The 23,262-nt window shown below is 41.4% G+C and carries 32 protein-coding genes, 1 tRNA gene and 1 pseudogene; 7 read left to right on the plus strand and 27 right to left on the minus strand.

Annotated elements, in window-relative coordinates; translation table 11 throughout:
• Positions 1-7: 7 nt before the first annotated feature.
• A complete protein-coding gene (locus MKX71_RS12270) occupies positions 8-580 on the minus strand; it encodes a signal peptidase I (RefSeq protein WP_003230181.1) in 573 nt (190 codons plus the stop codon).
• Positions 564-1,325 (minus strand): amyloid fiber anchoring/assembly protein TapA, encoded by a 762-nt coding sequence (tapA, locus tag MKX71_RS12275; RefSeq protein ID WP_029726724.1) that lies wholly within the window; start codon positions 1,323-1,325, stop codon positions 564-566. The genes MKX71_RS12270 and tapA overlap by 17 nt, the downstream gene beginning before the upstream one ends.
• Before the next feature lie 271 nt (positions 1,326-1,596).
• On the opposite strand from tapA, the gene MKX71_RS12280 reads away from it, so the two are divergent.
• On the plus strand, positions 1,597-1,923 hold the full coding sequence (locus MKX71_RS12280) for a YqzG/YhdC family protein (RefSeq protein ID WP_003246051.1): 327 nt from the start codon (positions 1,597-1,599) through the stop codon (positions 1,921-1,923).
• A 41-nt stretch (positions 1,924-1,964) separates the two neighbouring features.
• Here the strand turns inward: MKX71_RS12280 and MKX71_RS12285 are convergent, their stop codons facing one another.
• The 10 genes and pseudogenes from MKX71_RS12285 to corA form a co-directional block, all read right to left on the minus strand.
• Positions 1,965-2,144, minus strand: a complete 180-nt coding sequence (locus tag MKX71_RS12285) for a YqzE family protein (RefSeq protein WP_029726723.1) — start codon at positions 2,142-2,144, stop codon at positions 1,965-1,967.
• Positions 2,145-2,215: 71 nt separating this feature from the next.
• The gene (gene comGG, locus MKX71_RS12290; protein WP_014480253.1) at positions 2,216-2,590 is read right to left on the minus strand and encodes a ComG operon protein ComGG; all 375 of its coding nucleotides are present in this window, start codon (positions 2,588-2,590) and stop codon (positions 2,216-2,218) included.
• Positions 2,591-2,974, minus strand: coding sequence for a ComG operon protein ComGF (comGF, locus tag MKX71_RS12295; protein ID WP_032726158.1), 384 nt, complete (start codon positions 2,972-2,974; stop codon positions 2,591-2,593).
• A gap of 25 nt (positions 2,975-2,999) precedes the next feature.
• Positions 3,000-3,347 (minus strand): ComG operon protein 5, encoded by a 348-nt coding sequence (gene comGE, locus MKX71_RS12300; protein WP_014480255.1) that lies wholly within the window; start codon positions 3,345-3,347, stop codon positions 3,000-3,002.
• Positions 3,331-3,762 carry a comG operon protein ComGD gene (gene comGD, locus MKX71_RS12305; protein WP_014480256.1) on the minus strand — a complete coding sequence of 144 codons (432 nt, stop codon included), beginning with the start codon at positions 3,760-3,762 and terminating at the stop codon, positions 3,331-3,333. Before comGD ends, comGE begins: the two co-directional genes overlap by 17 nt.
• The gene (gene comGC, locus MKX71_RS12310) at positions 3,752-4,048 is read right to left on the minus strand and encodes a comG operon protein ComGC (protein WP_003230162.1); all 297 of its coding nucleotides are present in this window, start codon (positions 4,046-4,048) and stop codon (positions 3,752-3,754) included. Before comGC ends, comGD begins: the two co-directional genes overlap by 11 nt.
• A 13-nt stretch (positions 4,049-4,061) precedes the next feature.
• Positions 4,062-5,099, minus strand: coding sequence for a comG operon protein ComGB (comGB, locus tag MKX71_RS12315; RefSeq protein WP_029317912.1), 1,038 nt, complete (start codon positions 5,097-5,099; stop codon positions 4,062-4,064).
• Positions 5,086-6,156, minus strand: a complete 1,071-nt coding sequence (gene comGA, locus MKX71_RS12320; RefSeq protein ID WP_069322755.1) for a competence protein ComGA — start codon at positions 6,154-6,156, stop codon at positions 5,086-5,088. The genes comGB and comGA overlap by 14 nt, the downstream gene beginning before the upstream one ends.
• Before the next feature lie 211 nt (positions 6,157-6,367).
• Positions 6,368-6,490, minus strand: a pseudogene (locus tag MKX71_RS12325) (hypothetical protein); the annotation flags it as partial.
• 76 nt (positions 6,491-6,566) lie between these two features.
• On the minus strand, positions 6,567-7,520 hold the full coding sequence (gene corA / locus MKX71_RS12330; protein WP_015483432.1) for a magnesium transporter CorA: 954 nt from the start codon (positions 7,518-7,520) through the stop codon (positions 6,567-6,569).
• Positions 7,521-7,662: 142 nt separating this feature from the next.
• Between corA and MKX71_RS12335 the strand changes: the two genes are divergently transcribed.
• Complete coding sequence (locus MKX71_RS12335; protein WP_003230150.1) at positions 7,663-8,991, plus strand: hemolysin family protein; 1,329 nt, start codon at positions 7,663-7,665, stop codon at positions 8,989-8,991.
• A gap of 52 nt (positions 8,992-9,043) precedes the next feature.
• On the opposite strand, the gene rsbRD is transcribed toward MKX71_RS12335, so the two are convergent.
• Complete coding sequence (rsbRD, locus tag MKX71_RS12340; RefSeq protein ID WP_173614187.1) at positions 9,044-9,880, minus strand: RsbT co-antagonist protein RsbRD; 837 nt, start codon at positions 9,878-9,880, stop codon at positions 9,044-9,046.
• Between the two features lie 86 nt (positions 9,881-9,966).
• Here rsbRD and MKX71_RS12345 point away from each other — a divergent pair.
• Positions 9,967-10,037, plus strand: a tRNA-Gln gene (locus tag MKX71_RS12345).
• A 66-nt stretch (positions 10,038-10,103) separates the two neighbouring features.
• On the opposite strand, the gene mgsR is transcribed toward MKX71_RS12345, so the two are convergent.
• Complete coding sequence (gene mgsR / locus MKX71_RS12350; RefSeq protein ID WP_003230147.1) at positions 10,104-10,484, minus strand: transcriptional regulator MgsR; 381 nt, start codon at positions 10,482-10,484, stop codon at positions 10,104-10,106.
• 230 nt (positions 10,485-10,714) lie between these two features.
• On the opposite strand from mgsR, the gene MKX71_RS12355 reads away from it, so the two are divergent.
• Positions 10,715-10,960, plus strand: coding sequence for a DUF2626 domain-containing protein (locus MKX71_RS12355; RefSeq protein ID WP_003226300.1), 246 nt, complete (start codon positions 10,715-10,717; stop codon positions 10,958-10,960).
• 39 nt (positions 10,961-10,999) lie between these two features.
• Here MKX71_RS12355 and MKX71_RS12360 read toward each other — a convergent pair whose 3' ends face one another.
• Positions 11,000-11,635 (minus strand): MBL fold metallo-hydrolase, encoded by a 636-nt coding sequence (locus tag MKX71_RS12360; RefSeq protein ID WP_041850020.1) that lies wholly within the window; start codon positions 11,633-11,635, stop codon positions 11,000-11,002.
• Between the two features lie 156 nt (positions 11,636-11,791).
• Here MKX71_RS12360 and MKX71_RS12365 point away from each other — a divergent pair, with 156 nt between their 5' ends.
• Positions 11,792-11,965: a DUF2759 family protein gene (locus MKX71_RS12365; RefSeq protein ID WP_003230141.1), complete on the plus strand. Its 174-nt coding sequence runs from the start codon at positions 11,792-11,794 to the stop codon at positions 11,963-11,965.
• A 31-nt stretch (positions 11,966-11,996) separates the two neighbouring features.
• On the opposite strand, the gene MKX71_RS12370 is transcribed toward MKX71_RS12365, so the two are convergent.
• The 12 genes from MKX71_RS12370 to MKX71_RS12425 form a co-directional block, all read right to left on the minus strand.
• Positions 11,997-12,311: an MTH1187 family thiamine-binding protein gene (locus MKX71_RS12370; protein WP_003230139.1), complete on the minus strand. Its 315-nt coding sequence runs from the start codon at positions 12,309-12,311 to the stop codon at positions 11,997-11,999.
• Between the two features lie 2 nt (positions 12,312-12,313).
• The gene (locus tag MKX71_RS12375; RefSeq protein WP_076458114.1) at positions 12,314-13,375 is read right to left on the minus strand and encodes a hypothetical protein; all 1,062 of its coding nucleotides are present in this window, start codon (positions 13,373-13,375) and stop codon (positions 12,314-12,316) included.
• 61 nt (positions 13,376-13,436) lie between these two features.
• Positions 13,437-14,567 carry a M14 family metallocarboxypeptidase gene (locus MKX71_RS12380; protein WP_015251708.1) on the minus strand — a complete coding sequence of 377 codons (1,131 nt, stop codon included), beginning with the start codon at positions 14,565-14,567 and terminating at the stop codon, positions 13,437-13,439.
• An 82-nt stretch (positions 14,568-14,649) separates the two neighbouring features.
• Complete coding sequence (locus MKX71_RS12385; RefSeq protein WP_003230133.1) at positions 14,650-16,566, minus strand: LTA synthase family protein; 1,917 nt, start codon at positions 16,564-16,566, stop codon at positions 14,650-14,652.
• Between the two features lie 116 nt (positions 16,567-16,682).
• Positions 16,683-17,648, minus strand: coding sequence for a glucose kinase GlcK (glcK, locus tag MKX71_RS12390; RefSeq protein WP_003230132.1), 966 nt, complete (start codon positions 17,646-17,648; stop codon positions 16,683-16,685).
• A 10-nt stretch (positions 17,649-17,658) separates the two neighbouring features.
• Entirely contained in the window at positions 17,659-17,874 is a 216-nt protein-coding gene (locus MKX71_RS12395; RefSeq protein WP_004399107.1) for a YqgQ family protein, read from the minus strand.
• Between the two features lie 109 nt (positions 17,875-17,983).
• Entirely contained in the window at positions 17,984-19,507 is a 1,524-nt protein-coding gene (gene yqgP / locus MKX71_RS12400) for a rhomboid protease YqgP (protein WP_256682876.1), read from the minus strand.
• Positions 19,508-19,596: 89 nt separating this feature from the next.
• Complete coding sequence (locus MKX71_RS12405; protein ID WP_003230126.1) at positions 19,597-19,770, minus strand: hypothetical protein; 174 nt, start codon at positions 19,768-19,770, stop codon at positions 19,597-19,599.
• Between the two features lie 66 nt (positions 19,771-19,836).
• Entirely contained in the window at positions 19,837-20,400 is a 564-nt protein-coding gene (locus MKX71_RS12410; protein WP_106073569.1) for a 5-formyltetrahydrofolate cyclo-ligase, read from the minus strand.
• An 86-nt stretch (positions 20,401-20,486) separates the two neighbouring features.
• Positions 20,487-20,636 (minus strand): 50S ribosomal protein L33, encoded by a 150-nt coding sequence (gene rpmG, locus MKX71_RS12415; protein WP_003153056.1) that lies wholly within the window; start codon positions 20,634-20,636, stop codon positions 20,487-20,489.
• 83 nt (positions 20,637-20,719) lie between these two features.
• Positions 20,720-21,799, minus strand: coding sequence for a glycosyltransferase family 4 protein (locus MKX71_RS12420; protein ID WP_256682877.1), 1,080 nt, complete (start codon positions 21,797-21,799; stop codon positions 20,720-20,722).
• Positions 21,796-22,266, minus strand: a complete 471-nt coding sequence (locus tag MKX71_RS12425) for a hypothetical protein (RefSeq protein WP_256682878.1) — start codon at positions 22,264-22,266, stop codon at positions 21,796-21,798. Before MKX71_RS12425 ends, MKX71_RS12420 begins: the two co-directional genes overlap by 4 nt.
• 179 nt (positions 22,267-22,445) lie before the next feature.
• Between MKX71_RS12425 and MKX71_RS12430 the strand changes: the two genes are divergently transcribed.
• Both MKX71_RS12430 and MKX71_RS12435 read left to right on the plus strand, forming a co-directional pair.
• Positions 22,446-22,799 carry a hypothetical protein gene (locus MKX71_RS12430; protein ID WP_003245993.1) on the plus strand — a complete coding sequence of 118 codons (354 nt, stop codon included), beginning with the start codon at positions 22,446-22,448 and terminating at the stop codon, positions 22,797-22,799.
• Positions 22,796-23,260 (plus strand): endolytic transglycosylase MltG, encoded by a 465-nt coding sequence (locus MKX71_RS12435; protein WP_024571927.1) that lies wholly within the window; start codon positions 22,796-22,798, stop codon positions 23,258-23,260. The genes MKX71_RS12430 and MKX71_RS12435 overlap by 4 nt, the downstream gene beginning before the upstream one ends.
• Positions 23,261-23,262 lie beyond the last annotated feature (2 nt).

Here is a 23,262-nt window from a genome sequence, read left to right on the forward strand (position 1 = left end):
ATTGAAGTTAAGTAGACATGGTGCTGTCCTTTGTATCTGTTTCCAAGGCTTTTGTCTTTCTTTCAATTTCTCTAATGGCGCTGCTGATCGTCACAAAAGCGTACACTAACAGCATCACGCCGGGAACAATCAATAATACAGCCGTTCCAATCGGCTGGCTGGCAAAATGAAGCATATAGCCTGCATATGGAAGCTGAAAACCTGTGTATTGTGCGCGAACATTTTCGTCCGATACAGGCGCTGAATCAGCTGCTGCATTATTATCACCTTTTGTTTTAAATAACAAATGGTCTCCTTGCTTTGTTATGTCAACAATTCTGTGGGTGACCGCCGTATTTGCATCCTGCATAAATGTAATAACGTCACCTTTTTGAAGCTCTTTCACATCAGCGATTTCTTTGACCAATATTAAGGAACCTGTATTGAACTCCGGCTCCATCGAACCTGACAGAACTGATTTCAATGTATACCCAAACACCGCCGGCTCTCCCCCGGATGAACGTGTTGAAATCACGACAAGTGTCAGCACAATAATAAGAGTAAAGATGATCACGTATAAAATATTACTGATCAGCTTCATTGCTTTTTTCATCCTCTTCCCCGCTTTCCTTCTGGTCTGATTGAGTTTCATTTTCTTTGGTTACAGCTTCTTGAGATGTTTCTTCTTTCATTGTTTTTTCCTGTATATCCTTTTGTGTTGTTTCATTCTCCTTTTTGACGTCCGACTTTGTTTCTTTTTTAGGGACTGTCGGTTTTTCATCGCATTTTGCAAGCGTCATAGGCTCCGACCACTCAAATGTACTGCCGTTTGCCGGGTAGCCTGCCGGTTTATATACTTTAAATGCATAAATGCCGGGTTTCATTTTTTTCTTGGTCTCAATTTTATAAAGTGAATCGCCGATTTGATTGGAGACAAATCCTTTTTCGATCACGTTCCCATCCTTTAACGGTTTGCGGGCATTTTCAAGCTTATGAAGCTCCCACTTCCACTTTGATTTCTTAAGTTTCTCACCTGTATTTTCGAGCACAGCAAATAAGGCGAAAGGTGAGCATACAGTGCCTTTCGTATCCGTTTGATCTGATATGTGCAAATCACTTTGATCCCAGCGTTTATCATAATGGCAGTTTTTATCTGTATGCTGAAAGTCTTTACACGTTTGAAGTGAGACATCAAATGTTTCAATATCATGAAAAGCAGCGCTTGTATCATCGGAAAATTGTAAGCATATTGCGGCAGTCAGACTGAAAATGACTGAAAGCTGAAAGATAAGCAGAACTTTCAGTTTCGTCTTCGCCTTTTGCTGATTGTGAAACAATCGAAACATATCTTACCTCCTGTAAAACACTGTAACTTGATATGATAATCGTTCTCTTTAAAGAACTTCACAAATAGAGTATAATCAACGATTTATAGATTTAAAAACACCGAAATCGCTCATTTTGTTCGTTTAAAAGAACGTTTTCATCATATTACAAAGTCTTGCTCAGTATTGCTCATTTTTTCAATTTTTTTGAAATTTTTGGGATTGTTATGTGAGAATTTAAATGCATATCCCATTATTATTTGGTAATAATAAACAAAGAAAGGGTGACAGCATGATGATCAAACAATGTGTGATTTGTCTATCTCTTCTCGTCTTTGGCACCACAGCCGCTCACGCAGAAGAAACACCGCTTGTAACCGCCCGCCACATGTCCAAATGGGAAGAGATTGCTGTAAAAGAAGCAAAAAAAAGGTACCCGCTTGCACAGGTACTGTTCAAACAAAAAGTATGGGACCGTAAAAGAAAAGATGAAGCAGTGAAGCAATACCATTTAACTCTGAGGGAAGGGTCAAAAGAATTCGGCGTTTTTGTGACGATTTCATTTGATCCTTATAGCCAAAAGGTCAATAAAATCGCCATATTAGAAGAATATCAATAAGGTCCTCCATTTTTTGAAGGACCTTATTCGTTTATTTGCGGTTATTTTTTCCGTTTCAGCCAAAGTCTGAAGCCATAGGGTAAAATACCGAACAACTGCTGGGAAACAGGCGTTTTTGTTTCTTTCCGCACCTCTTTTCGTTCTTTTCGCTCATCTCTCGGAGTATCTATATATTTGACAAATTGCTGCGTCATATATTTAACATAATCATTCGTTTTCACGTGATCACCTCATCATTCAATTATTATGAAGTGTTGTCTCACATGACTTTTTTTATACCCTTTACACTGTTTTATTCTGTCCATCTCAGCAGTTTTTTCTGTTTTTGATCAAACACGATCTGTGCAGTTCTTTCTGTTCCCGACTCCGTTGACACTCTTAAGTTGATTTCTTTTTGTTCTTTTATCGATGTATCATGAATGTAATAAGAAACCCGTCCATATGGAAATTGCTGCGTACCCTCCTGGCCTTTCCGTTCCTCTAGAACATGCCGAATCGAAAGAAGCACCCCATTTTGAAGCAAATTCTCTCCTATGTATAACTCTTTTGTTTCCTTTTCAAACATGCAGCGTGAAATATATTGAGCAGCAGCAAAGTTCACGATTAACAGCACAAGCGCTGACACAAAAAGAACAGCTGGATAAATAAACCCTCTTGTACGATACATTCACCCCCCTCCTAAATACGAATAGACTGGAAAAGCAGTTTGATACACTTTTTGGTCCTCACTCTCAATTTTCAGCAAAACAACACCATTTTCAATATCAGCTTTCATGGCAGTAATATGATCTAAAATCGGAACATGCCCTTTACCATCCACTCTTTTTCTTATCATTGAATGATAAATGTCAAAACGGATGTCCTGCCCGGAAAGATTGGTGCAGATTAACACGCTCCCATGCTCGGCTGTCTTAACTGCCTGTGACTCCTTGCATTCATTCATCATCTGTTCTATCGAAATCATCCATTCTTGCTGTGTGAAACCGTCATGTTCCTGCTGTCGAGACAAAAACAGATGGAAAATCGCAGCTAACGATCCTGATATGAGCAAAAAGACTGAGAGCGAAAATAATACGTTAAGAAGCGTATAGCCATTCTGTCTGCAGGATGCTGAGGCAATATGATTTCTCTTTATAAGCTGTGGCTTTGATACATACGTTTTGATATTCGCCCTCCTCCTCCCACTTCATTGCATAGATATGATTGTTCTTTGTAATTGTTTTTGACGCGGCTCCTTCACCACTCATGACATATTTGCTAATGCTCTCATTCATCATCTGATAGCCGATTTCTCGTGATTCCGCCATTTTTTCATCAGCTATCAGCTTGTCCCACAAGGGGACGACTGTCAGCAGCACAAACAGCCACAGGCTTAGCGCAGACATTGTTTCTATTGTAGAAAAACCTTTATTTTCTCTCCACATTGACTCTCCCGCTCCCTAGATAAACTGTTATGTCATAAACGGCATGGCCTTTTACTCGTATTTTTCCGCCTGCATTCGGGTGCCCTTTCTCATTAAATTCCAAACGGTCTTTTAATGTCAGCAGTTCTATAGAAAGTCCCGTTGCATACGGACGTTCAATGACCGTATCACCAATGACTAATTGATATTCTTTTTTATGAAAGAGAATTTTTGTTCTTTGTTGACGGGAAATAGCAGTCTGCTGTGTGAGCATAATATCATTTTTCAGCTGCCTTGCTGCCTGTCGGACAGCTGTATTGTCATAAGCAGGAGGAAGTGTGGTGAAGACGGCAATCAGGAGGATAGAGGCAAGGCTTAACACAAGCAAACTTTCTAAAAGGGTAAACCCCTTCTCCTCGTTTAATTTAATGTTCAACCTTAACTTCTCCGCCGGTGATGATAATGCGCTTACCATTTGGACAGACAGCATCCTTTTTCACATAGCCCTCTGACTGTAAATCGGCAAGGCTCGGAGTTTGTCCTTCATGATCAAGCTCAAATGCAGTCATTTGTGCCTTAACCATGTTTTGTAAGCCTTCACAGCCCTTTTTTTGAATGGTTTGATTATGTTTCGTGACGTTCGGTATCGTAATTAAAAGCAAAATCGAAATAATAAAGAGCACGATTAACATTTCAACAAGTGTAAATCCTTTCTCATTCATCAGCCTCTTCCTTTCACATTTGATTCATCATCTGATACATAGGCACAAGCATAGATAAATACACAAGTAAGATCATCGCTGCAACAAATCCATAAATCATTGGCTGAAGGATGCCTGTCCATTTTTGCGCTTTGTGTTCCAGCCGCTGTAATATGAATTGGCTGTATGTGAAAAGCTCCCGATCCAATCGGCCGCTCAGCTGGCCGTGAGATATGACTTTTGATAAATCAGTTTCATAAAAAGGGCTTCCACAAATAGCGGATTCAATTGACTCACCGGCTTTTAGCCGTTCAATCAATTGTTCAGCCTCGCAGCGGTAGAAAGGGAGAAACGTTTGATGTTTAAATGCATTAAGGCTGTCATAAATTGAGAGGCCTGATTTTAAAAGGCTGCTTAGCTGCAAAGAAAAAAAGTAGCTGTTAAACAGCTTTACAAGCTTTCCAACCAAAGGAATCCTGATACAAATCAGCATTTGCCGGGCAGGTGATTTTTTCTTAAACACAAGCCAATAATAAATCCCGATACCTGCTGTAAAAAGAACAAGCAAAATGATCACAAGATCAATATGCTGAAAAAAAGCAAAAAGCATATCGGTTGAACGTGAGGTTTCCATATTCATCGATTGATAGATACCGGAAAACTGAGGAATGATGATGGACTGTAACATATAAAACATGACAGCGACCGTAAAGATGAGGAAAAGCGGATAGCGCAGCACTCTTTTCAGCTGGTCTGCCTGTGCAATTTTTCGTTCCAGCAGCTCTCCGCTCTGGATCATGGAAGCAGGCAGTTCACCATGTGTTTCAGCAAAATAACAAATACCTACGGCTTCCTTATGAAATGACAAACTCTTTAGTACTTGATAAAACGGAGCCCCTTCCCTCAAACAAGTGACCGAACCAGTCAAGTCAGCCGCCTGCCTCTTATTCATCTGAAGTTCCATCAGGCGTAATCCATCCAGAAGCGTATATCCGCCCGCAGTCATTTCACCGAGCCTCTTTAATAACCTCGCTTGATCCTTTAACGACCAGACTTTTCTAATCTTTTTCATGATAAACCCACCGGTCATAGTTGTTTGTCGTTAAATAGCCGAGCGCAATTCCTTTCCTGATAATTTGACGAAGCGTTTGATATTGGTAATTTGCATGATTTCCTTTTGCCTCCTGGATACATTGCTGAAGATTTTTCCCGTAAAGAAGCTCATAAACGCTAGCTCTCCTGGTATTTCGTGACTGGCGACAATACACTGATGAACATCCGTTTTCACAAAACGGGCAAGCCAAATCAACCAAGCGCTGAGCCGCTATTGCAATGACAGTCTGTTGGATTTCATTCATATTGATACCGAATTCAAGCAGTCTGTAAATTGCGCCCTTTGCGTCTCTCGTATGAAGGCTCGTTAGTACCAGATGTCCCGTCATCGCTGCCCGCACCGCAATTTCAGCTGTTTCCGCGTCTCTGATCTCACCTAAAATAATCATATCGGGGTCATGGCGCAAAATTGCTTTCAGACCTGCGGAATAAGTTACACCGGCTTTTTCATTCACCTGAACCTGAAGAACATCTTCGTCCCTTGTTTCAACAGGGTCCTCTAATGTGACAATATTTCGATTAAAGTGTTTTTTTGCATATTGAACGAGAGAGTATAGTGTGGTAGTCTTCCCTGAACCAGTTGGCCCGGTAAAAATGAGCATGCCATGGGAATGTTTTAAAAACGAGAGTAATGTGGCTCCTGTCTTCGGAAATAGCGACAATTTATCAATCGAAGGGATATTGTATTGGGGCATCACTCTGATCACGAGGCTTTCTTCATTAATTGTGGGCAGCGTTGACATTCTTAAATGAACATTTCCCTCTTTCAGCTTTAACGTAAGCGAACCGTTTTGCGGCTTTCGCCTTTCACCTATATCCATTGCTGAAAGAAATTTAAAATGTGAAATCAGCCTTACGCACTCTTCTTTTTTCATGTCCCTTTTTTTCAGCAAGGCATGATCGACCCGAAAATGAATGATAGCGTCCCGCTCCCTCGGCACAATGTGAATATCAGAAGCCTTTGTTAGATATGCTTCTTCAATCAAGTTTTTGCTTACCTTTTCTATTGAATCCAATTTGATTCCCTCTCCTTTCAATGCGTATTGTAGAAAAAGAAGGAGCGGTAATCAAACAGGGAAAACGTGATTTTGTGAGACGTTATATGCTGAAAAATCCCTTCTTTCTGGCAAGAAAAAGACTTTCAACTGAATGTACCCCTGTCATTATAATTTTCCCTATAAATAAAAAAGCAGACATGGTCACCATGCCTGCTAGATTCCATTTTCATTATGCTGTTTTCGCTTTTTGACCAGTATCTTTCTCAACGGAAAGGTCGCCTAATGCAACAATACCGGCAATTTGGCCATATTCAAGAATCGGTAAACGGCGGATTCGATGCTCTGCCATAAGCGCCTTGACATCGTATCCGGTCACCCTGATATGACTGGTGAAAAAACGGGGCACGCTGTACAAAATATGAAACATCCTATAGAGTCCGCCTTTTTCGAGGTTTCTTTTTCTTCTTCCGCTCCTGCAGCATATCTCCCGTCCAGCCTTTTTTCCTCAAATAGAGATAGATCAGAACTGTAGATGTGACAATCAATAAGAGAGAAAAGAGATATCCGTATTTCCAATTCAGTTCCGGCATCACTGAAAAGTTCATCCCCCATAAGGCCCCCAGAGCTGTAATCGGCGTAAAAAGCGTCGTGAAAATGGTCAGCGCTTTTACAATTTCATTCCCCCTATGTGAGGTAATGACTTCCTCTGAATGCAGCAGATTGTTAAGCTCCCCTTCAAATTCGCTGATGTATGTAAATCCCCTGTCAATCTTCAGTTGTGTCCGCTGATAATCCTTTTTCTCTTCATTTTGAGGTAAAAAGGTTTCTTTCAACGCCATTTCAATTTTTTTAGCGCTTAGTATCAAATTTTTCCAAATCATCAGTTCATGGCGCAGGAGATGGACACGGTTTAAAATGCTTTTGCTATTGTCGTCTTTAATCTGCCATCTAAGCTTTCTCAGCTTTACTTCAAATTCATCAACACCGATTAAATACGCATTCATTAGTTCGCCGAGAAGAATTAAAAACCCCTCTATCGCATTGTCCGCTCTTTCCATTTGCCGGACAACTTCTTTTCCTTTAATCTCTCTCAAAATCGAAAAATCAAAATTGATTGTGAAAAAATATTGTCTGGTGATATAAAAGTGAAAAACAGTATGATCTTTTTCTTCACCAAGCCCCTGATCATAAACAATCGACCCAAATACCGCTTCATTTTCCGTTTCAGTTGTATCTACTCGCAAAAAATTAACGTGATGGTTATTTTCAAACCACTTTTCACACTGAGGCCAGTGAGAAAAATGGATTAGATCTCTTGCCTTACTTCTTTCTTGAGGCCCCATTTGGTACCAAAACCAATCCTTTCCTGTATGTGCCTTCATGTCAAGATCCTCCAAACTTTTGTTCTTTATTCTTTAATTGCCCAATAACCGCGTCACTAAACCAGTCTGCCGCTTCAACACATGTTTTATGAGCATTTTCAGGTGGTATGGAATGTAGAAAGACATCGGAAAAGGGAGGTGCATGCCTTCCTTGGAGAAGGCAGTTGTTTTGGAATTTGTCAATTTACTAGCAGTCGCTATTCTCATTTTGTTAACAGGATTTTTTGTTGCCGTAGAATTTTCAATCGTGAAAGTGCGGCGGTCCAAAATTGATCAGCTTGTCGCAAAAGGAAAGAAAGGTGCTAAAGCGGCAAAGCATGTCATCACTCACCTTGATGAATATTTATCAGCCTGTCAGCTGGGCATCACAGTCGCAGCATTAGGACTGGGATGGCTTGGGGAACCGACTGTGCAAACTCTGCTTCGACCGCTTTTTCATAAAGCAGGCTTAAATGAATCGCTTACCCACCTGCTTTCACTCGTCATCGCATTTTTAGCGGTTACGTATTTAAATGTCGTTATCGGGGAGCTGGCTCCAAAGAGTTTCGCCATTCAAAAAGCAGAAAGCATTACCTTGTTGTTCGCTAAACCGCTTATTTGGTTTTATAAGATCATGTTTCCATTCATTTGGCTGTTGAACCACTCTGCCCGATTGATTACAGGAGTGTTTGGACTGAAGCCGGCATCAGAGCACGAGCTGGCATATACAGAGGAAGAACTTCGGGTCCTATTGGCTGAAAGCTATAAAAGCGGCGAGATTAGAAAAAGTGAATTAAAGTACATGAATAATATCTTCACCTTTGATAAACGAATGGCAAAGGAAATTATGGTGCCGCGAAATGAAATGGTCAGTTTGTCACTAGATGAAGACTCCATTTCAAATCTTCAGGAAACAGTCAAGCAAACAAAATATACACGGTACCCAGTTGTAAGAGAGGATAAAGATAACGTTATTGGCGTGATTAATATGAAAGAAGTGCTGTTTTCCATGCTGACGAAAGATTTTTCAATCAAGAAGCATCAAATTGAACCTTTCGTACAGCCCGTTATCCATGTCATTGAGACGATTCCTATTTATAAACTATTGCTGAAAATGCAAAAGGAACGCACTCATATGGCGATCCTCATAGATGAATATGGCGGGACGTCCGGTTTGGTCACTGTCGAGGATATTATCGAGGAAATTGTAGGAGAAATCCGTGATGAATTTGATGCGGATGAAGTGCCTCATATCCGCGAACTTGGAAAGGATCATTACTTGTTAAATGCAAAATTATTAATCAGCGATGTTAACAGCCTGCTTGGAACCGATTTATCGGACGCAGAAGTAGACACCTTGGGCGGCTGGTTTTTGACACAAAACATAGACGCTGAGCCTGAAAGTACCATAGAATATGATGGCTACTCTTTTAAGGTAAAAGACATCAACAGCCATCACATTTTATTTATAGAAGTTAAAAAAGCTGAATAGCCCGTGAAAGGCTGTTCAGCTGCTATCTTTCAAGATAAACATGGCAAAGGCATCAACACTCTTTTATTTTAAACCCTTTATTGGCCAGGGCTTTAGCAAGACTTTGCTCGGTTTTCACATTCGAAAAATCCAGACCCAGCTTCACGACAGTTTGGGCAATTTCCGGCCTGATTCCTGAAATAATCGTCTCAATGCCGAGCAATTTGGTGCTGTCAATCACTTTAAAAATTTGATAGGCTACCATGGTATCAACGATAGGAACGCCCGAAATATCTAAAAATAAATACGAGAGCTTTAACGCTGAGCACTGCTCCAGCACAGACTCCAAAATCGTCCTCGCTCTGTGCGTATCAATTTCACCGACAAGCGGAAGAATCCCAATTCCATCAGTAATCGGCATAATCGGCGCACTCAATTCATTAATCATTTCTTTTTGCGCGTTTAATTGTATCATGGTCACCTGGTGATATTCTTCCGTAAACACTTCGATGATCTCATCAATGTTTTGATTCAAGATCCGGCTCCACTCATAAAATTCCTGAATGCTGATGTCTTGAGAAGAAGCTTCGCTGAATTTATGAATCCATTCAAACATGATGTGCCTGAAAGTGTTAAACTGGCCGACACTTTGTGTAACCGTCACTTCATGAACGGCACGGTCTCTGGCGCATTGAAGAGACCACCGGTTGAGCTCATCCTCTACGTCTTCTTTTCTAAGGGATTTTGCTACGATGGTCACCAATAATTCATGCTGGTCTTTTAACTTTTGTTCTAGTTTTTGCTGATCTTTCGCTGAATACAGCCAGCTGCCGTTTGACGTACAAACTTCCAGCCATTGTTGCGTGATATCTTCTTTGTGCTCTGTTAAGTGCTGATCAAGAGCTATCATCTTAATGAGCTCCCTCCTGTTTTTGAAAAATGTACGCTATATATGTATAACGCGTCTGCCTTTACACATACTATGTTTAGATTCAATGGGCTATAGCCAAGCGGTAAGGCAATGGACTTTGACTCCGTGATCGTTGGTTCGAATCCAGCTAGCCCAGTTTCTGAACAGGTGAAAAACCGAAGATAAGCTGATTCGAATAAATCAGCGGATCTTCGGTTTTTCATCATGCAGATTGATGAACCGTTTTCTTCTTCGATAACTTCAACAGTTCTCCCGGGTTATAACCAATCACCAGCTTTTTGTTGTCTACTAGAATCGGGCGTCGCAAAAGCTTCGGCTTCTCGATTAAAAGTTCCAGCACCTCATTTACCGTCATTTCTTCAATGTTTAAATTTAAATTTTTGAAAGTCTGGCTTCTTGTCGCCAAAATTTCATCAATTCCTTCTGTCGTTAACGATAAAATGTACTTTAATTCTTCTCTTGTCGGGGTTTCTCTGAATAAGTGCCGTTCGTTAAATTCAATTTGATGTGCTTTAAGCCAATGTTTTGTTTTTCGGCATGACGTGCAGCTTGGATATGAGTAAAAAGTTAATTGTTGTTCCATTCGTTTTTTCCTCCTCAGTTAACCATCTCTTTGTAGAATAACTACCCGGATCATTTTTCATTTAAACCATTTACAGAACTTTTTTCGGATTATTTTTTAAAAAACATTCATACAATAGAAAACACAATCAAAGGGACAAATTCCATTTGTATATTAATAATGAAAATGTTTACATTTCTAGGTGTGATCTATTATAATAACAGTCAGAGGGACTCTCGGGAGGGGATAAAATGAATCGCATGTTCCGGGTGTTAGGATTTTGGACGGGAATTTTTGCAGTCATGTTTTATTTAGGTGATATGAAAGATGCTTCCCTTTTATTTTTTGGACAGACGATCTTATTTGTGTTTCTATCGTATTTGAACTTAACCGAACGCATGTATATTTATATTTTTGGCGCTTATTTAACAATTTTCTTCGCCGGCTTTACATATTACTCAATTTTTATTATGGTGCCCGGCGGCGGAGGCCATTAAATGCAGAAAGAGACAAACCTTATCGGTTTGTCTCTTTTTTTACAATGAAAACCCATTTAAAAACGGATTTTGGTCCTGCTCAGTCAGTACGTCTGTTTCAGGTCCATGGCCGCTTAACACCAGCGTGTGTTCCGGAAGCGTAAGCAGTTTTTCATGAATGGACGTCAGCAGCGTCTCTTGATCGCCGCCTATTAAATCCGTACGTCCTATACCGCCTTGGAACAAGACATCTCCGGAGATGACCAAGTCTGCATCTTTCACGTAGTAAGACACACTGCCTGGTGAATGTCCCGGCGTAAATAATGTTTCCAAATGAAACGGCCCGATATTCAACTCACCGTCGCCTTCAATTAGATGATCTGCAGGCTTAGCTGTGACTTCTATCCCTCGCAGCATGCCGGAGCCGTTTAAAGAAGCGTCCGCAAGCCAATTTTTTTCATTTTGATGCAGGTAAACAGGGATATCCCATTTTTCTCTCACTTCATCAAGCGCCCCAATATGGTCAAAATGGGCATGTGTAAGCAAAATGGCTAAAGGCGTCAGCCCTTTTTCTTTTATGTATTGATTGATTTTATGTCCCTCGCCGCCCGGATCAAAAATCAGGCATTGATCATCACTGATGAGAAAATATGCGTTCGCTTGAATCGGCCCTACTGGCATTCGTCTCCATTTCACTATTATCACCTCTTTCTTTTTTATGCTCTTATTATGAGGGTTTTTTAAAAAAGATTCAAACAATCGCAATGAAAACGCTATCGACAAACCTATAAAAAACAGGTAGAATAAAACTGGAAAGAATTGCAGGTTTTTCAATGTAAAGGGGGCTGTGTTATGTTACTTGTCGTGATTTTCGGCCTTGTCGCTCTTTTCGCTTTATGGGGAGTCTTGCGTTCTGTTAGAAATAAAAATATACTCGGGTTTTTATTAGCCGGTGCCACCTTATTTGTCTTTGGATGGTTTACCGTGATGACCGTAATAAACAGCGGGTATCCAACCGCACATTAAAACCTGTATCCGATCGGATACAGGTTTATTTTTATGGCTGTAAATGTTTATTGACACTTTCTATTTTGCTCTCAAGCGTCGTTTTTTTGTCACGCCTGTCATCGATGCGGATATTCGTTGCCACTCTGTGCAATCCTTTTTGAAATGGCGCTTCGTGAATTGCCTGAATGACTGCAAAAAGGTCACTGAGTTCTCCCTCGATCAGCGTATTCATCGGTGTCAGCTGATATTTGATTTTCCCTTCTGCTTGATATCCTTCTAATATCTTTTGCACATCGGCTACGTAAGCACTGACACTGGGTGTTTCCGTACCGATTGGGATAATGGTTACATCTGCGATAGCCATCGTTATTCCATCTCCTTTTGATCAATGATGAGTTGCTTCGTTTCATGTGATTTCAATAAAATAATTTGCTCAAAATGAAAGCCGTATAACGCATATTTCCCGTTCGGAGATATTTGAATCGGCTCCATTTCCCGCAGAGACACAAGATCTTTTGTCTCTCCCGATGCTACATTGACTGCTGCGAGCTTATATGCATCGCCGCTTTGTTTGAATGTATAAAACAGGCCTCCTGCTTCATCATAGTCATACTCCATTGGAGCCAAACTTGTATATTTCGCTTGGAGCGGCCATTTCGCTGTAACAGGTGATGTTGATTGCGGCGTTTTAAACTGATACGTCCCTTTTCCTCCGGAAGCTGATTTGACAGTAAAACTCATTTGATGGAAAGAATCGAAGAATAGAACGTTATCCTCAAGCTTCTGTTCCGTCTTAGAAGCTGTATCGAACGTATATAAAGGCCCTGTTTTATCGTCTCTTCCCTCTTTTACATAATCAAATGTATTTTTGGATGTCCAATGAATGAACGGAACCTGTACTGGGCTTAAGAAAGATTCGTCTTTTTTAGCATTCACCTGATATGTATGGAAATCCCAGTTTTCATTGAATTCCGTCACCATCATTTGATAAGGATCATACTGATTCCAAGCAGCTTCAAGCTCATACGTTTCGTAATCTTTTTCGTAAAGCGTCTCTCCTTCTGCATTAAGCAAAACCACTGCCGTCTTTTGGCTATGTGTGATTTGCAGCAGAATCATCTGCTCCCTCGCATTGATTTGAACATCAACGATTTGACCATCCGTTTGATAGAGCTTTTTCGCTTTGCCTGTAAAGATGCGGTACGCAAAAAGCTCTGTTTTCGTCGGATTAGACGCAGTATATAATATTGTGCTGTTATTCAGCCAGCCTTCCGCCCCATCCGCTTTTTCCGCGGAAAGCGGTATGATGTCTTTTTTCTCATCTTTTGCCGCCGATGCCTGTTTTTGCTGCTGATGAGATGGTTCGCATGCCGATAAACTAAACAGCAATACCGCCAGCAGAATAAAACAAACTGATCTCATCAGCATTCCCCTCCGATCATCTTTATTTTCTCATATTTGCTTCGGCAGAAAAAAGAAAAAGTTTCAGTTACTCATGAAAAAATAACGCCCTCCACAAGATACCGCTTGTGGCGTTATATATGTGTGAAAACTGCTGAAACGGCAAAGGATTTTGGCCTTTTCCAAGTTCCACCGTATACCCTTCCTTAAAATAATGGTGAATAAACCAATCACGAAATCCAGCATAGCTGTCTATATCCCTTACTCCCTTATAAATGTTCCCGCTTAACTCCTCAAAATCCTTTATGACGGCAGCAGATTCCTCAGGCTCAAGGCCTTTATAGCCCCAATAAATTTCTTCTCCTTGAGTATGAAGAGCCAGCAGTCTGTCAGGCGGATTCTCCGTGATCAGCCGGTACATCGCAATAGATTCCGGCTCCGTAAGCGGAGAGATTCCCGGAAAATCGCGGTAGCTGGGTGCTGTCGGTTTTCGGTATTTTTCAATTTCCCATAATGATGGAAATTGTTTATTTAAATCAACCCCGTTTATATTCGCCTTCCATTCATTAAAATTTGGACGATGTTCATTTAGCCTTTCGAGTTCATCTCTTCTGGCTCCCATGACTTCTGATCCGTTTAAAACAAGATCAACGCCATCCGGATTGACAAGAGGAACGAGGGATAAGGATGTGCTGTTAAACAGCTTTATGGGAGAAAAGCCAAAGAAAGGCGAATTGCAGCATAATGACATACAGTATTCCTTAAACCATTTTAGCAGGACAGACGTTGTAATCCACTCATTCGCATGAAATGACGCGTTCATATGGACCTTTTTTACGGCATGCTCCCCACCAGCCTTCAGCTCCCAGATAGGCCTGCCGAGTACAGAACGGCCAATTTCCCGGCATGAGACAAACGGAAAAACATCAATAATCTTCTTTATTTCCTTTTCAACAGCTGAATCATCATAGATTTTCTCTTGCTCAATCCAGCTATCTGAAAGTTTCAGCTGCCGAGGCTGTAAAAAGCGCTTTATGTCCTGAATGGTTTGAAGCTCTTTGCCGCTATGCTCCTCTATCACATAACCAGGGCAATACAATTGATGTTTTTGTGCGGAGCGATTTGCACTTTTAAGCAATTCCTCGTCTATCTTCAGTTCTTTCGCCACATTGGCCAAATTGTTCTTGATCTCAGGTTTCACAGTAATAAACGCCATCATCATCCCCCTTTTTTGTTACTATATGACAGCGTATTAAAAAAAAGAAAGCCTCCCGCTCACTTCGATGCGGGAGACATTGTGATTATGATGCCTGATCAAGCATTTGTTTTTCTTTCCGCTTTGACGAATTGTCCAGCCTTTTCTGGTCATAAAATCGCAACAAATCCCCATAAATGATTTCATCAGAAAGTGATAGCTCCTGTTTTGCTTTATCAGCAAATGCTTCACATTGTTTTGTCTCTTCTAACGGTTTTCCCGTCTCTTTGTCATAACACGCACCGTCTGTATAAACAACCTGATCTGTGATAAAGCTCCCGTCCCGGAGCACCGTGAAGTCCAGTTTTTCGTCTGAAAGCAGATCGTTGCCGAATTGAATTTGATCTTTCGTATCAATCCCTAAAAGATTCATCAGCGTCGGCCTGATATCAATCTGCCCGCCTACTGTTTCAATGGTTTGCGGCTTTTTATCAGTAATACCCGGAATATGAATGACCAGCGGCACTTTTTGGAGCTGTACCTCTTCAAATGGGGTTATTTCTTTTCCTAAAAACTGCCCCATCGCTTCATTATGGTTTTCTGATATACCATAATGGTCACCATATAATACAATAACAGAGTTGTCGTATAACCCGTCTTCCTTCAGCTTTTCGATAAACCGTTTCAGCGCCTCATCCTGATAACGCACTGTCGGAAAATATTTATTTAGCGTCTGGCTGCTTGAATCATATTCATCAATCAATTGATCCTCTTCATCAAGATCAAACGGGAAGTGGTTCGTCAGTGTAATCAGCCTCGAGTAAAACGGCTGAGGCAGATTTTTCATCAGCTCTGAAGACTGCTCAAAAAATTCTTTATCCTTAAGTCCCCAGCCGACTGAATTTTCGTCAGTTACATCATACGAGTTAATATCAAAAAACGAATCATATCCAAATGAGTCGTACATTAAATCACGATTCCAAAAGCTCTTATTATTAGCGTGGAGCACCGCTGAATAGTATCCACTGTTTTTCAAAATTTCAGGAGCGGCCATATATTGATTGCCCGCATTCGTAAAAAATACGGCACCTCGTCCAAGCGGATACAGTGAATTGTCCACGATAAATTCAGAATCCGAGGTTTTCCCCTGGCCTGTTTGGTGGTAAACATTATTAAAGTTGTAGCTCTGTTTTATAAAGTCATTCAGAAAAGGCGTGATTTCTTCTCCATTCAATTTTTCATTAATCACGAAGCTTTGCGTCGACTCTAAGGATACGAGAATGACGTTCCTTCCTTTTGCAGCGCCGAATAAGCGTTTGTTGGCATCCTTCGCATTAGCGGTTACGTAGTTTTCAATCTCCGTCAGGCTGTTGCTGTCTGCCAACGCTCTCTGTGCGGATTGCTTTGACTGAAGAACGCCATCGTAAATATGAAAATTAAACAGGCTAATGTTTTTAACAAGCATTTCTCTGTCAAATGAGCGTGTCAATAGCTGAGGTCTTTCCGCCTCAGACAAGCCCAGGTTGAAGAAATAAACAGAAGCAACGAACAAAAAATAAGCCGCCCGTTCATTTTTCGTTGAGGGAATGTCCGATTGAAAAGCTTTTTGCCGGATGTGAAGCCATATTAAAACCGCAATATCTACAGCTAATAGGAGGTCTGTCGGCTCAAGAAGTGTTCCGATGCTGCTTCCGAGATCACCCATATTGCTCGTTTGAAAAAGAACAGGGATTGTTAAGAAATCATTGTAAAAACGGTAAAAAACCATATTTGCCAGCAATACAAACGTGACAAGACAGCTCATCGCGATAATGTAGCGATTTCTGTTTTTGCCTTTTAAAAACAGGCTGAGGCCAAAAATAAGCAACAAAAAACTCAATGGGTTGATAAACAGAATAAATTCCTGTGTTAGATTGTCGATTTTAATATGAAAACTGGTTTTGTAAACAGCATACGTTTTCAGCCACATCAATAAAATGGCAATCAGCATAAATGAAATCTTCGAAAAAAACGTTTTTCGCATTTCAACCTCCTATGCAGCACGCTCAAAAAAATCAGTCTATTCCCAACATTCTCATTAACACATCAAATTAAATCTTAACCTGAGCACAACAAAAAATCAATTTCATTTACACAATTTTAACAATTTTGATGTTTCAGCCATTCATTTTTAGCGATCCAAGCGCCTCCGATAACGCCGGCATCATTTCCAAGTGCTGCGATTGAAATATCAGCAGCTTGGGCTGCCCGCGGAAACGCGCATTTGCGGAATGTTTTCTCGACTTTTGATCTCAGCAGTTCTCCGGCTCTCGATACGCCGCCGCCAAGAACGATTTTGGATGGATTAAGCGAGCTTGCCAAATTTCCGAGCACCAAACCAAGATGCTTGGCTACATAATCAACCACCTCAAGGGCAATTTCATCATTTTCACCCGCCGCTTCAAACACATCCCGCGCTGACAATTGTTCGGTTGCTTTTAAACGTGTCGTCTTTTTAGCATTTGCTATTTTTTCTTTTGCAATTCTTACAATTCCGGTTGCTGACGCAATTGTTTCGATACAGCCCGTTTTGCCGCAGTTGCAGGGCGCTCCGCCTTCAGGGATGCTGCAAATATGGCCGATTTCTCCGCCGGCGCCATTTATACCATGTACAATTTCACCATTTGCAATGATGCCGCCGCCAACTCCTGTGCCAAGCGTCACGAGAATGACGTCTTTTGCGCCATCACCCGCTCCCTTCCACATTTCCCCGAGCGCAGCAATATTCGCGTCATTTTCTATAACAGCTGGGATGCCGGTTTCTGTCTCCAGATGGTTTTTCAAAGCATAATTTTTCCACCCTAGATTTACTGTTTCATAAACCACTCCTGCCGCCATATCTACAGGGCCTGGTGCACCCATTCCGATGTATTTGATGATGTGCTTCGGTTTTTGCAGCTCATCCAGCTTGCTGTCGATTGTTTTTGCAATTGTGACAGTAATCGTGTCGCCGGTTTTATCAGTCGGAACTTCCCACTTATGCTGAATTTCGCCATATTGATTAATAAAAGCGAGTTTAATCGTCGTTCCTCCCAGGTCAATGCCCGCAAACCATATCTCGTCCATTTTTATCACCTTAGCCTTTATAAAAATCTCTTCCGTTTTTTGTTTGTTCCAATTCTTTTCGAAGGACAGCTGCCGCTCTGGCCCACTGCTCCTTTTCAATCATGTGGTTCATGTATAATTCCTTTAATTCATCCAGCATAAACTCAATTTCAAGCTCTCTGTCTCCAAAATAAACAATGTGGCCAAACGTTTTTAACAGCTGCTGCACATCATAAAATGTATTCATTTTCCTCACCATTTCTTGAACTTAACTATCATAAGCGTATTCATAAGGAAGCGGTCAGTCAAGAAGAAAACGCTGACAAAAAAGCCAGCTTCCTTTCCATATTCCACCTCTATGATTCTTTATTGTTTTCAATTTGCCGCTGCAGCTCCTTGTAGCGCTGCTCCTTCGGCTTCAGTTTCACAGCCGTCTGGATGGCCTTTTCTGCTTGTGCAAGCTCATTTTTTTCCGCATACAATAACGCTAAATTGTAATAGGAAGCATGGTCTTTAGGTTCTTTTTTCACTGCTCGTTCCAAAAGGGAAACCGCCTGATCATATTCGCCGATTTGAATATCAGAAACAGCAAGAATTTTCAAAAGATCGGCAGAGGCATCTTTTTGCGCTGCTTCTCCGTTCAGCAATTCTGTTACTTCTTCATACTTTCCTTCCTGATACAGCTCGCTTGCCTGCTGAACCAGCGCTGACTCCTGGTGTGAAGGCGAATGCAATCCGTAATATAAAAATCCAACAGCCAAAGCAATCAGCAAAACCGCTGACAACAATCTTTTTCCAAAGGCTCCGGCTTTGGGCAACCCCAGTGCTGCTGCAGCGAAAAAGCCGCCAATCAAGCCGCCGATATGTCCTGAATTATCAATATTCGAAACCGCAAAACCAAAGCCCAGATTGATGATAATAATGACAATAATATTGGTTCCTATGGTTCTTAAAAACATTTTTCGATTAGACAAAGCAACATACAGTAATGCACCTAAGCATCCGAATATGGCTCCTGATGCCCCTGCCGAAGGATACGGGCTGAACACAAAACTCGCAATCGAACCCGTAATGCCAGCAGCCAGATAAATCAGCAAAAACCGGCCCGATCCATACATCCGCTCAACCGCTGTACCAACCGACCATAAAGCCAGCGTATTAAAAGCTAAATGCGCTATGCCGATGTGAAGCACGATCGGTGTCAGAAGCCGCCACCATTCTCCTTGTGCAATCAGGCTGTTTTCTTTTGCTCCAAAAGCCACCAGTGTCTCCGTATTAGTGCTGCCTCCGTTTATTTCGAGCAAGAAAAACATCAGGATCTGAAGCGCAATAAATAAATATGTAAAAGTCGGTTTTCCGTTTTGAAAAACCGCCGCTTCAGTTTTTCTCTGTTCTTCTTGTTTCAGCACTAGCGAAAGGAAGCGTTCTTGCGCCATTTGCGCGTTTTCAAACGAAGCGTGTTCCTCTGAACAATCTTCTGTACGAAATGATGGAAAAACCGCTTGAAGATCATCTCGAAGCATCGTTCCTCTAACGATCGCCGGCTCAACTGACACAGTTCCCTTCTCAAAAGTTTTTTTTGCAATCTCTTCCCAGTCATCAACTGGGGCTTCCGTTGAAAAAAACACGTTCAGCAACTTCATCCTTCGTCTGCCCAATTGATGTCTGACTCGTTCTACTCGTTCGGCCTGCTCTTCGATGTCTCTAACCATTTCTTGACGGAAATCAAGATCGTGCTTATAAAGACGAACTAGATCATGAGAGGACTTGTCCGGCGCTTCCAGCCATATTTCATCTGACTCACCGGCTTGTATGACGCCATACCCGCTATTCACCAGGTGCGCCGCAATTTTCCAATATGTATACTCCAGCAAAAACATGTTTACCGCTCCAATAGTTTTTTTTCATTATAACAGCTGGCGCTCCGAAACGCCTACTGAAAGCAAAAAATCCCGTTTTTCACGGGATTTTAGAAAGCTTGCTGTATAAACTTATTGCGGATAAATGGAATTCTTAAAAACAAATGGATAAAAGACCGCCTGATTCCTGGCTGGCTGAGTACAGTATTCATAAGACGGTAGCGATTTTGATAAAACATGACGGCAGAAACCGCGAAAATGGCATATATCAAAAGTTTTTTCATGATATCCCTCCTGCCAATAGGGTTTGTTATTCTACCTTATTTATTCTCGAATAAGGGACAGGAAAGTTATGAAAAACAAGAAATAATCCGATCCTCTGTTATCAGCTTATGTACCGGGATGTCATGCGGCAGACGGGGTACGTGCCCAAACAACTGGCACTCCAAAAGCAAAGAGACTGTCTTCCCTTCATATTCACTTAAATAGCGATCATAATAGCCGCCTCCAAAGCCGATCCTAAACCCGTTAACATCAAAACAAACACCTGGAACGATCATCAAGTCAATTTGTGATGGGTTTACTTCTTTTGTTTTTTCAATTACCGGCTCGAGCAGTCCGGCGTACACGGTTTCGAGCTGATCATCAGTCTGATATGTGCGAAATTGCATTTTCTTCGTGTCCGGATGGCATTTTGGGATGCAAACTTGTTTCCCTTCTTCCCAAGCCTGCTCAATGACAGGACGCGTCGGTATCTCTAATCCTCTGGAGATGGTGACCGCAATGGTGCCGGCATTTTGCCACTCCGGCAGAGAAAACAAGTACTTATACATACGTTCCGTTTTTTGAAGCAGATCATCACTTGATAAAGCAGACAGTGCCTGCATTGTCTTTTTTCTTAATTGTGATTTCATCTCTCATCCCCCTCGGAATAGAAAAAAAGCCAGAACCTTTTTCAAAGCTCTGGCTTTTTTCTTACACCTCAAAAACAGCAAAGCTGTTATTTTGTTTCACGGTGTAACGTAGATTTTTTATCACGTGGGCAATATTTTTTAAATTCAACGCGGTCTGGATTGTTGCGTTTGTTCTTTTTAGAAATATAGTTACGCTCACCACATTCAGTGCAAGCCAAAGTAATATTAACGCGCATTATTTTCCCTCCAAACTAAAATCATTTACTTATTCAGACTTATATATAATACCACTATAATGGACGGAATGCTAGGCTGTTTTTCAATGAATTGCTGAATTATTGAAGATACGCTCATAAAGCTGCAAATATGATGACATAATGAGTCGGGGGTGGTGGAGCTTGAACACTTGTTGTCTGCCAGCTTCTTTTATCCGGCGGGCTTTTTCCCGGTCTTTTAAAAAACTGTCCAGCAGATCAGCCGCTTCCTGTACGAGCGTAAAATCAGCGATGATTGCCGTTTTGTCATGAACGGCATAATCACAAAAACCACCCGACTGAGAAACGACAGTCAGCACACCTTGTTCCATGCTTTCTTGCGCGGCAAGCCCAAACGGTTCATAAGAACTAGGGAAAACAGCCATTTCACATTGAGACAGTAACGTTCTGATGTCTTTCCTATTGAGAAACGGCAGGAACATGACGCGATCCTTCAGGTTATATGCCGCAGCCAATTTCTCATAGCAGGACAGAGACGGCCCCTCCCCAGCCAGCACTAGATAGAGGTCTGGCTGACGCTGCTTCAAGATGGCAAACACCTTTAACAGCTGCGAAAATCCTTTTTCCGGAACAAACCTTCCATATGAAAAGAGGAATCTTCTATTCATGCTTCTTGGGATTTTCCCCTTCTCTTTCTCCATAGATGCAGGACTCGGGATAACGGTTATTTTCTTATGTGCCGCCTTATCAAGAGACCGCTTCATAAATGTGCTTAATACGATCAATGCATCAGCGGATTCTATAAGGAGCCGTTCGGTCTTGAGCCTGTATTGGTGTGGGGCTTCTCGGCACACCTTCTTCCTTTCGCTTTCAAGACCGTGGATTGTCGCAGCAAGCGGAAGGCCAAGCCGTTGTTTCAAATACTGGGCGGCAGGGGCAGTTGTGTCATCATGGGCATGAATCAGATCAAAGCGTTTATTGTGTGATAACACATGGCGAACCATTGTAAAGCTAGCATCAGCTATGTAATCTTCAAACTTCGCATACGAAAACAGCTGCCCGCTCGGAGTACAAACTGTAATGTTGATATGAGGCTTTAAATAGGAAATGAGGCGGTTTAAATGGACACCGAGCCCGCTTTTCGGCTCATCGGGATGTTCGGGTGAAAGCATGAGAATGTTCACCGTTCTTTTTCCCCTCTCCCATAACAGGTGTATGCAGAAAATTGCGCCTCCCAACTGGTGTGCGCTTCCTCAATCTGAAAACTGTTTATATGACGAATCCCATTTTCATCAAGGTAGATGTCGTCTGTATCGGCAAGCTTGAGAGAGACATTCATTGAATTCACAATTCTGTATTCAGCCCGATATACAGCATCACCAGCCGCCTGTCTAATCGTCCATTCGCCTTTATCATACGTTATGCGTTTTGTACTGACAGCTTCAATGTCTTTTCTTTTGATGACAATGCGCAATTCTTTTATCATATCCTGCGTTTTTTCGAAAAGGACCGCTTCAGCCAGCCGCATTGTTTCTTCTGAGATTTCCCAGGTTACGGTCAGGGTGTGAGCGTTTTGAATGATCATGTCGAATGTGTCCCTAAAAAAGGAAAGCTTATGTCGTATATTATAGGGAAATGGGTGTTTATCCATGGACTCCTAACATTCTCCTTTCCAATCGTTCACTTCGTGTTCCTATTAAACCATTACATAAAGAAGAAGCAAAGAAAGATTTCTCGACAAAATCTCGTTTTTTTCGCGAATTCCTTTAGAAACTATTGGTTTTATGGTATAAAAAAGAAGGATAAAAAAAGAATAGAAGGTGATGAAACGTGGAAATTGCTATTATTGCGTTGTTTATCGTCAGTATAGCGCTAATTGCATTCTCATATTCTCAAAGAGACCCGATGAAAGATGTAGAACAGGAGCTCGAAACACTGCAGCTTTCTGCGATGCAGGAAATTTACAAGCTCAAAAAGAAAATGACAGTGCTTGAGGAAGAATTACTGGAAACAAACCTTGTCATTCGCAAATCAAAGCAGAACGATATCAATCAAAAAATCGCTAAACAAATACTTTCTAAATATAATAACGGTATGTCGGCTGAAGCGATTGCTAAAGCTGAGCATGTATCAGTGGAAGACGTGAATACGATTATCAAAGATAATGAGAAGGTGCTCGTATGACAAAACGGGGCATTCAGGCATTTGCTGGCGGCATCATTTTAGCGACAGCCGTTCTTGCAGCTGTTTTTTATCTGACTGACGAAGACCAGGCCGCTGCTGTAAAAGAAAATAAAACAGTAACCGAACAAGACGTGAACAATTATCTTGATTCTAAAAAATTGGTTTCTGTCAACCGTGATGAATATCAAAAACTTCTCGATTCAAAAGAGAAATCCTTAAACAATGACAGCGGCTCAGACACGAAATCAGACAAAGTCAAAACCTACAAGCTCACCATTAAAGACGGCATGAGCACGGCGGATGTATCTGCTATTCTTGAAAAAGAGGGCATTATCTCTTCGGCTCAAGACTTTAATGACTATGTCATTGATGCCGGCTATCACAAAGAAATTCGTGCCGGCGAGTTTAAAGTAAAATCAGACATGAGTTTCAAAAAGATCGTAAAAACGTTAACACGATAAAA

The sequence above is a fragment of the Bacillus sp. FSL M8-0071 genome, assembly GCF_037975455.1.
Taxonomy (GTDB): Bacteria; Bacillota; Bacilli; order Bacillales; family Bacillaceae; genus Bacillus; species Bacillus subtilis.

Excerpts from the sequence above, each read along its gene's own strand:
- MKX71_RS12410 (WP_106073569.1), bottom strand. The coding sequence starts at position 20,400 with ATGAAATCACAATTAAGAAAAAAGACAATGCAGGCACTGTCTGCTTTA.
- yqgP (WP_256682876.1), bottom strand. The coding sequence starts at position 19,507 with ATGTTTTTGCTGGAGTATACATATTGGAAAATTGCGGCGCACCTGGTG.
- MKX71_RS12435 (WP_024571927.1), top strand. The coding sequence starts at position 22,796 with ATGACAAAACGGGGCATTCAGGCATTTGCTGGCGGCATCATTTTAGCG.
- glcK (WP_003230132.1), bottom strand. The coding sequence starts at position 17,648 with ATGGACGAGATATGGTTTGCGGGCATTGACCTGGGAGGAACGACGATT.
- MKX71_RS12335 (WP_003230150.1), top strand. The coding sequence starts at position 7,663 with ATGCCTTCCTTGGAGAAGGCAGTTGTTTTGGAATTTGTCAATTTACTA.
- corA (WP_015483432.1), bottom strand. The coding sequence starts at position 7,520 with ATGAAGGCACATACAGGAAAGGATTGGTTTTGGTACCAAATGGGGCCT.
- MKX71_RS12425 (WP_256682878.1), bottom strand. The coding sequence starts at position 22,266 with ATGGATAAACACCCATTTCCCTATAATATACGACATAAGCTTTCCTTT.
- MKX71_RS12375 (WP_076458114.1), bottom strand. The coding sequence starts at position 13,375 with ATGCTGATGAGATCAGTTTGTTTTATTCTGCTGGCGGTATTGCTGTTT.
- rpmG (WP_003153056.1), bottom strand. The coding sequence starts at position 20,636 with ATGCGCGTTAATATTACTTTGGCTTGCACTGAATGTGGTGAGCGTAAC.
- mgsR (WP_003230147.1), bottom strand. The coding sequence starts at position 10,484 with ATGGAACAACAATTAACTTTTTACTCATATCCAAGCTGCACGTCATGC.
- comGG (WP_014480253.1), bottom strand. The coding sequence starts at position 2,590 with ATGTATCGTACAAGAGGGTTTATTTATCCAGCTGTTCTTTTTGTGTCA.
- MKX71_RS12385 (WP_003230133.1), bottom strand. The coding sequence starts at position 16,566 with ATGCGAAAAACGTTTTTTTCGAAGATTTCATTTATGCTGATTGCCATT.
- comGB (WP_029317912.1), bottom strand. The coding sequence starts at position 5,099 with ATGAAAAAGATTAGAAAAGTCTGGTCGTTAAAGGATCAAGCGAGGTTA.
- MKX71_RS12370 (WP_003230139.1), bottom strand. The coding sequence starts at position 12,311 with ATGGCTATCGCAGATGTAACCATTATCCCAATCGGTACGGAAACACCC.
- MKX71_RS12405 (WP_003230126.1), bottom strand. The coding sequence starts at position 19,770 with ATGAAAAAACTTTTGATATATGCCATTTTCGCGGTTTCTGCCGTCATG.
- tapA (WP_029726724.1), bottom strand. The coding sequence starts at position 1,325 with ATGTTTCGATTGTTTCACAATCAGCAAAAGGCGAAGACGAAACTGAAA.
- MKX71_RS12270 (WP_003230181.1), bottom strand. The coding sequence starts at position 580 with ATGAAGCTGATCAGTAATATTTTATACGTGATCATCTTTACTCTTATT.
- MKX71_RS12280 (WP_003246051.1), top strand. The coding sequence starts at position 1,597 with ATGATGATCAAACAATGTGTGATTTGTCTATCTCTTCTCGTCTTTGGC.
- MKX71_RS12380 (WP_015251708.1), bottom strand. The coding sequence starts at position 14,567 with ATGATGGCGTTTATTACTGTGAAACCTGAGATCAAGAACAATTTGGCC.
- comGC (WP_003230162.1), bottom strand. The coding sequence starts at position 4,048 with ATGAATGAGAAAGGATTTACACTTGTTGAAATGTTAATCGTGCTCTTT.
- MKX71_RS12355 (WP_003226300.1), top strand. The coding sequence starts at position 10,715 with ATGAATCGCATGTTCCGGGTGTTAGGATTTTGGACGGGAATTTTTGCA.
- MKX71_RS12365 (WP_003230141.1), top strand. The coding sequence starts at position 11,792 with ATGTTACTTGTCGTGATTTTCGGCCTTGTCGCTCTTTTCGCTTTATGG.
- MKX71_RS12395 (WP_004399107.1), bottom strand. The coding sequence starts at position 17,874 with ATGAATACATTTTATGATGTGCAGCAGCTGTTAAAAACGTTTGGCCAC.
- comGE (WP_014480255.1), bottom strand. The coding sequence starts at position 3,347 with ATGTGGAGAGAAAATAAAGGTTTTTCTACAATAGAAACAATGTCTGCG.
- rsbRD (WP_173614187.1), bottom strand. The coding sequence starts at position 9,880 with ATGATAGCTCTTGATCAGCACTTAACAGAGCACAAAGAAGATATCACG.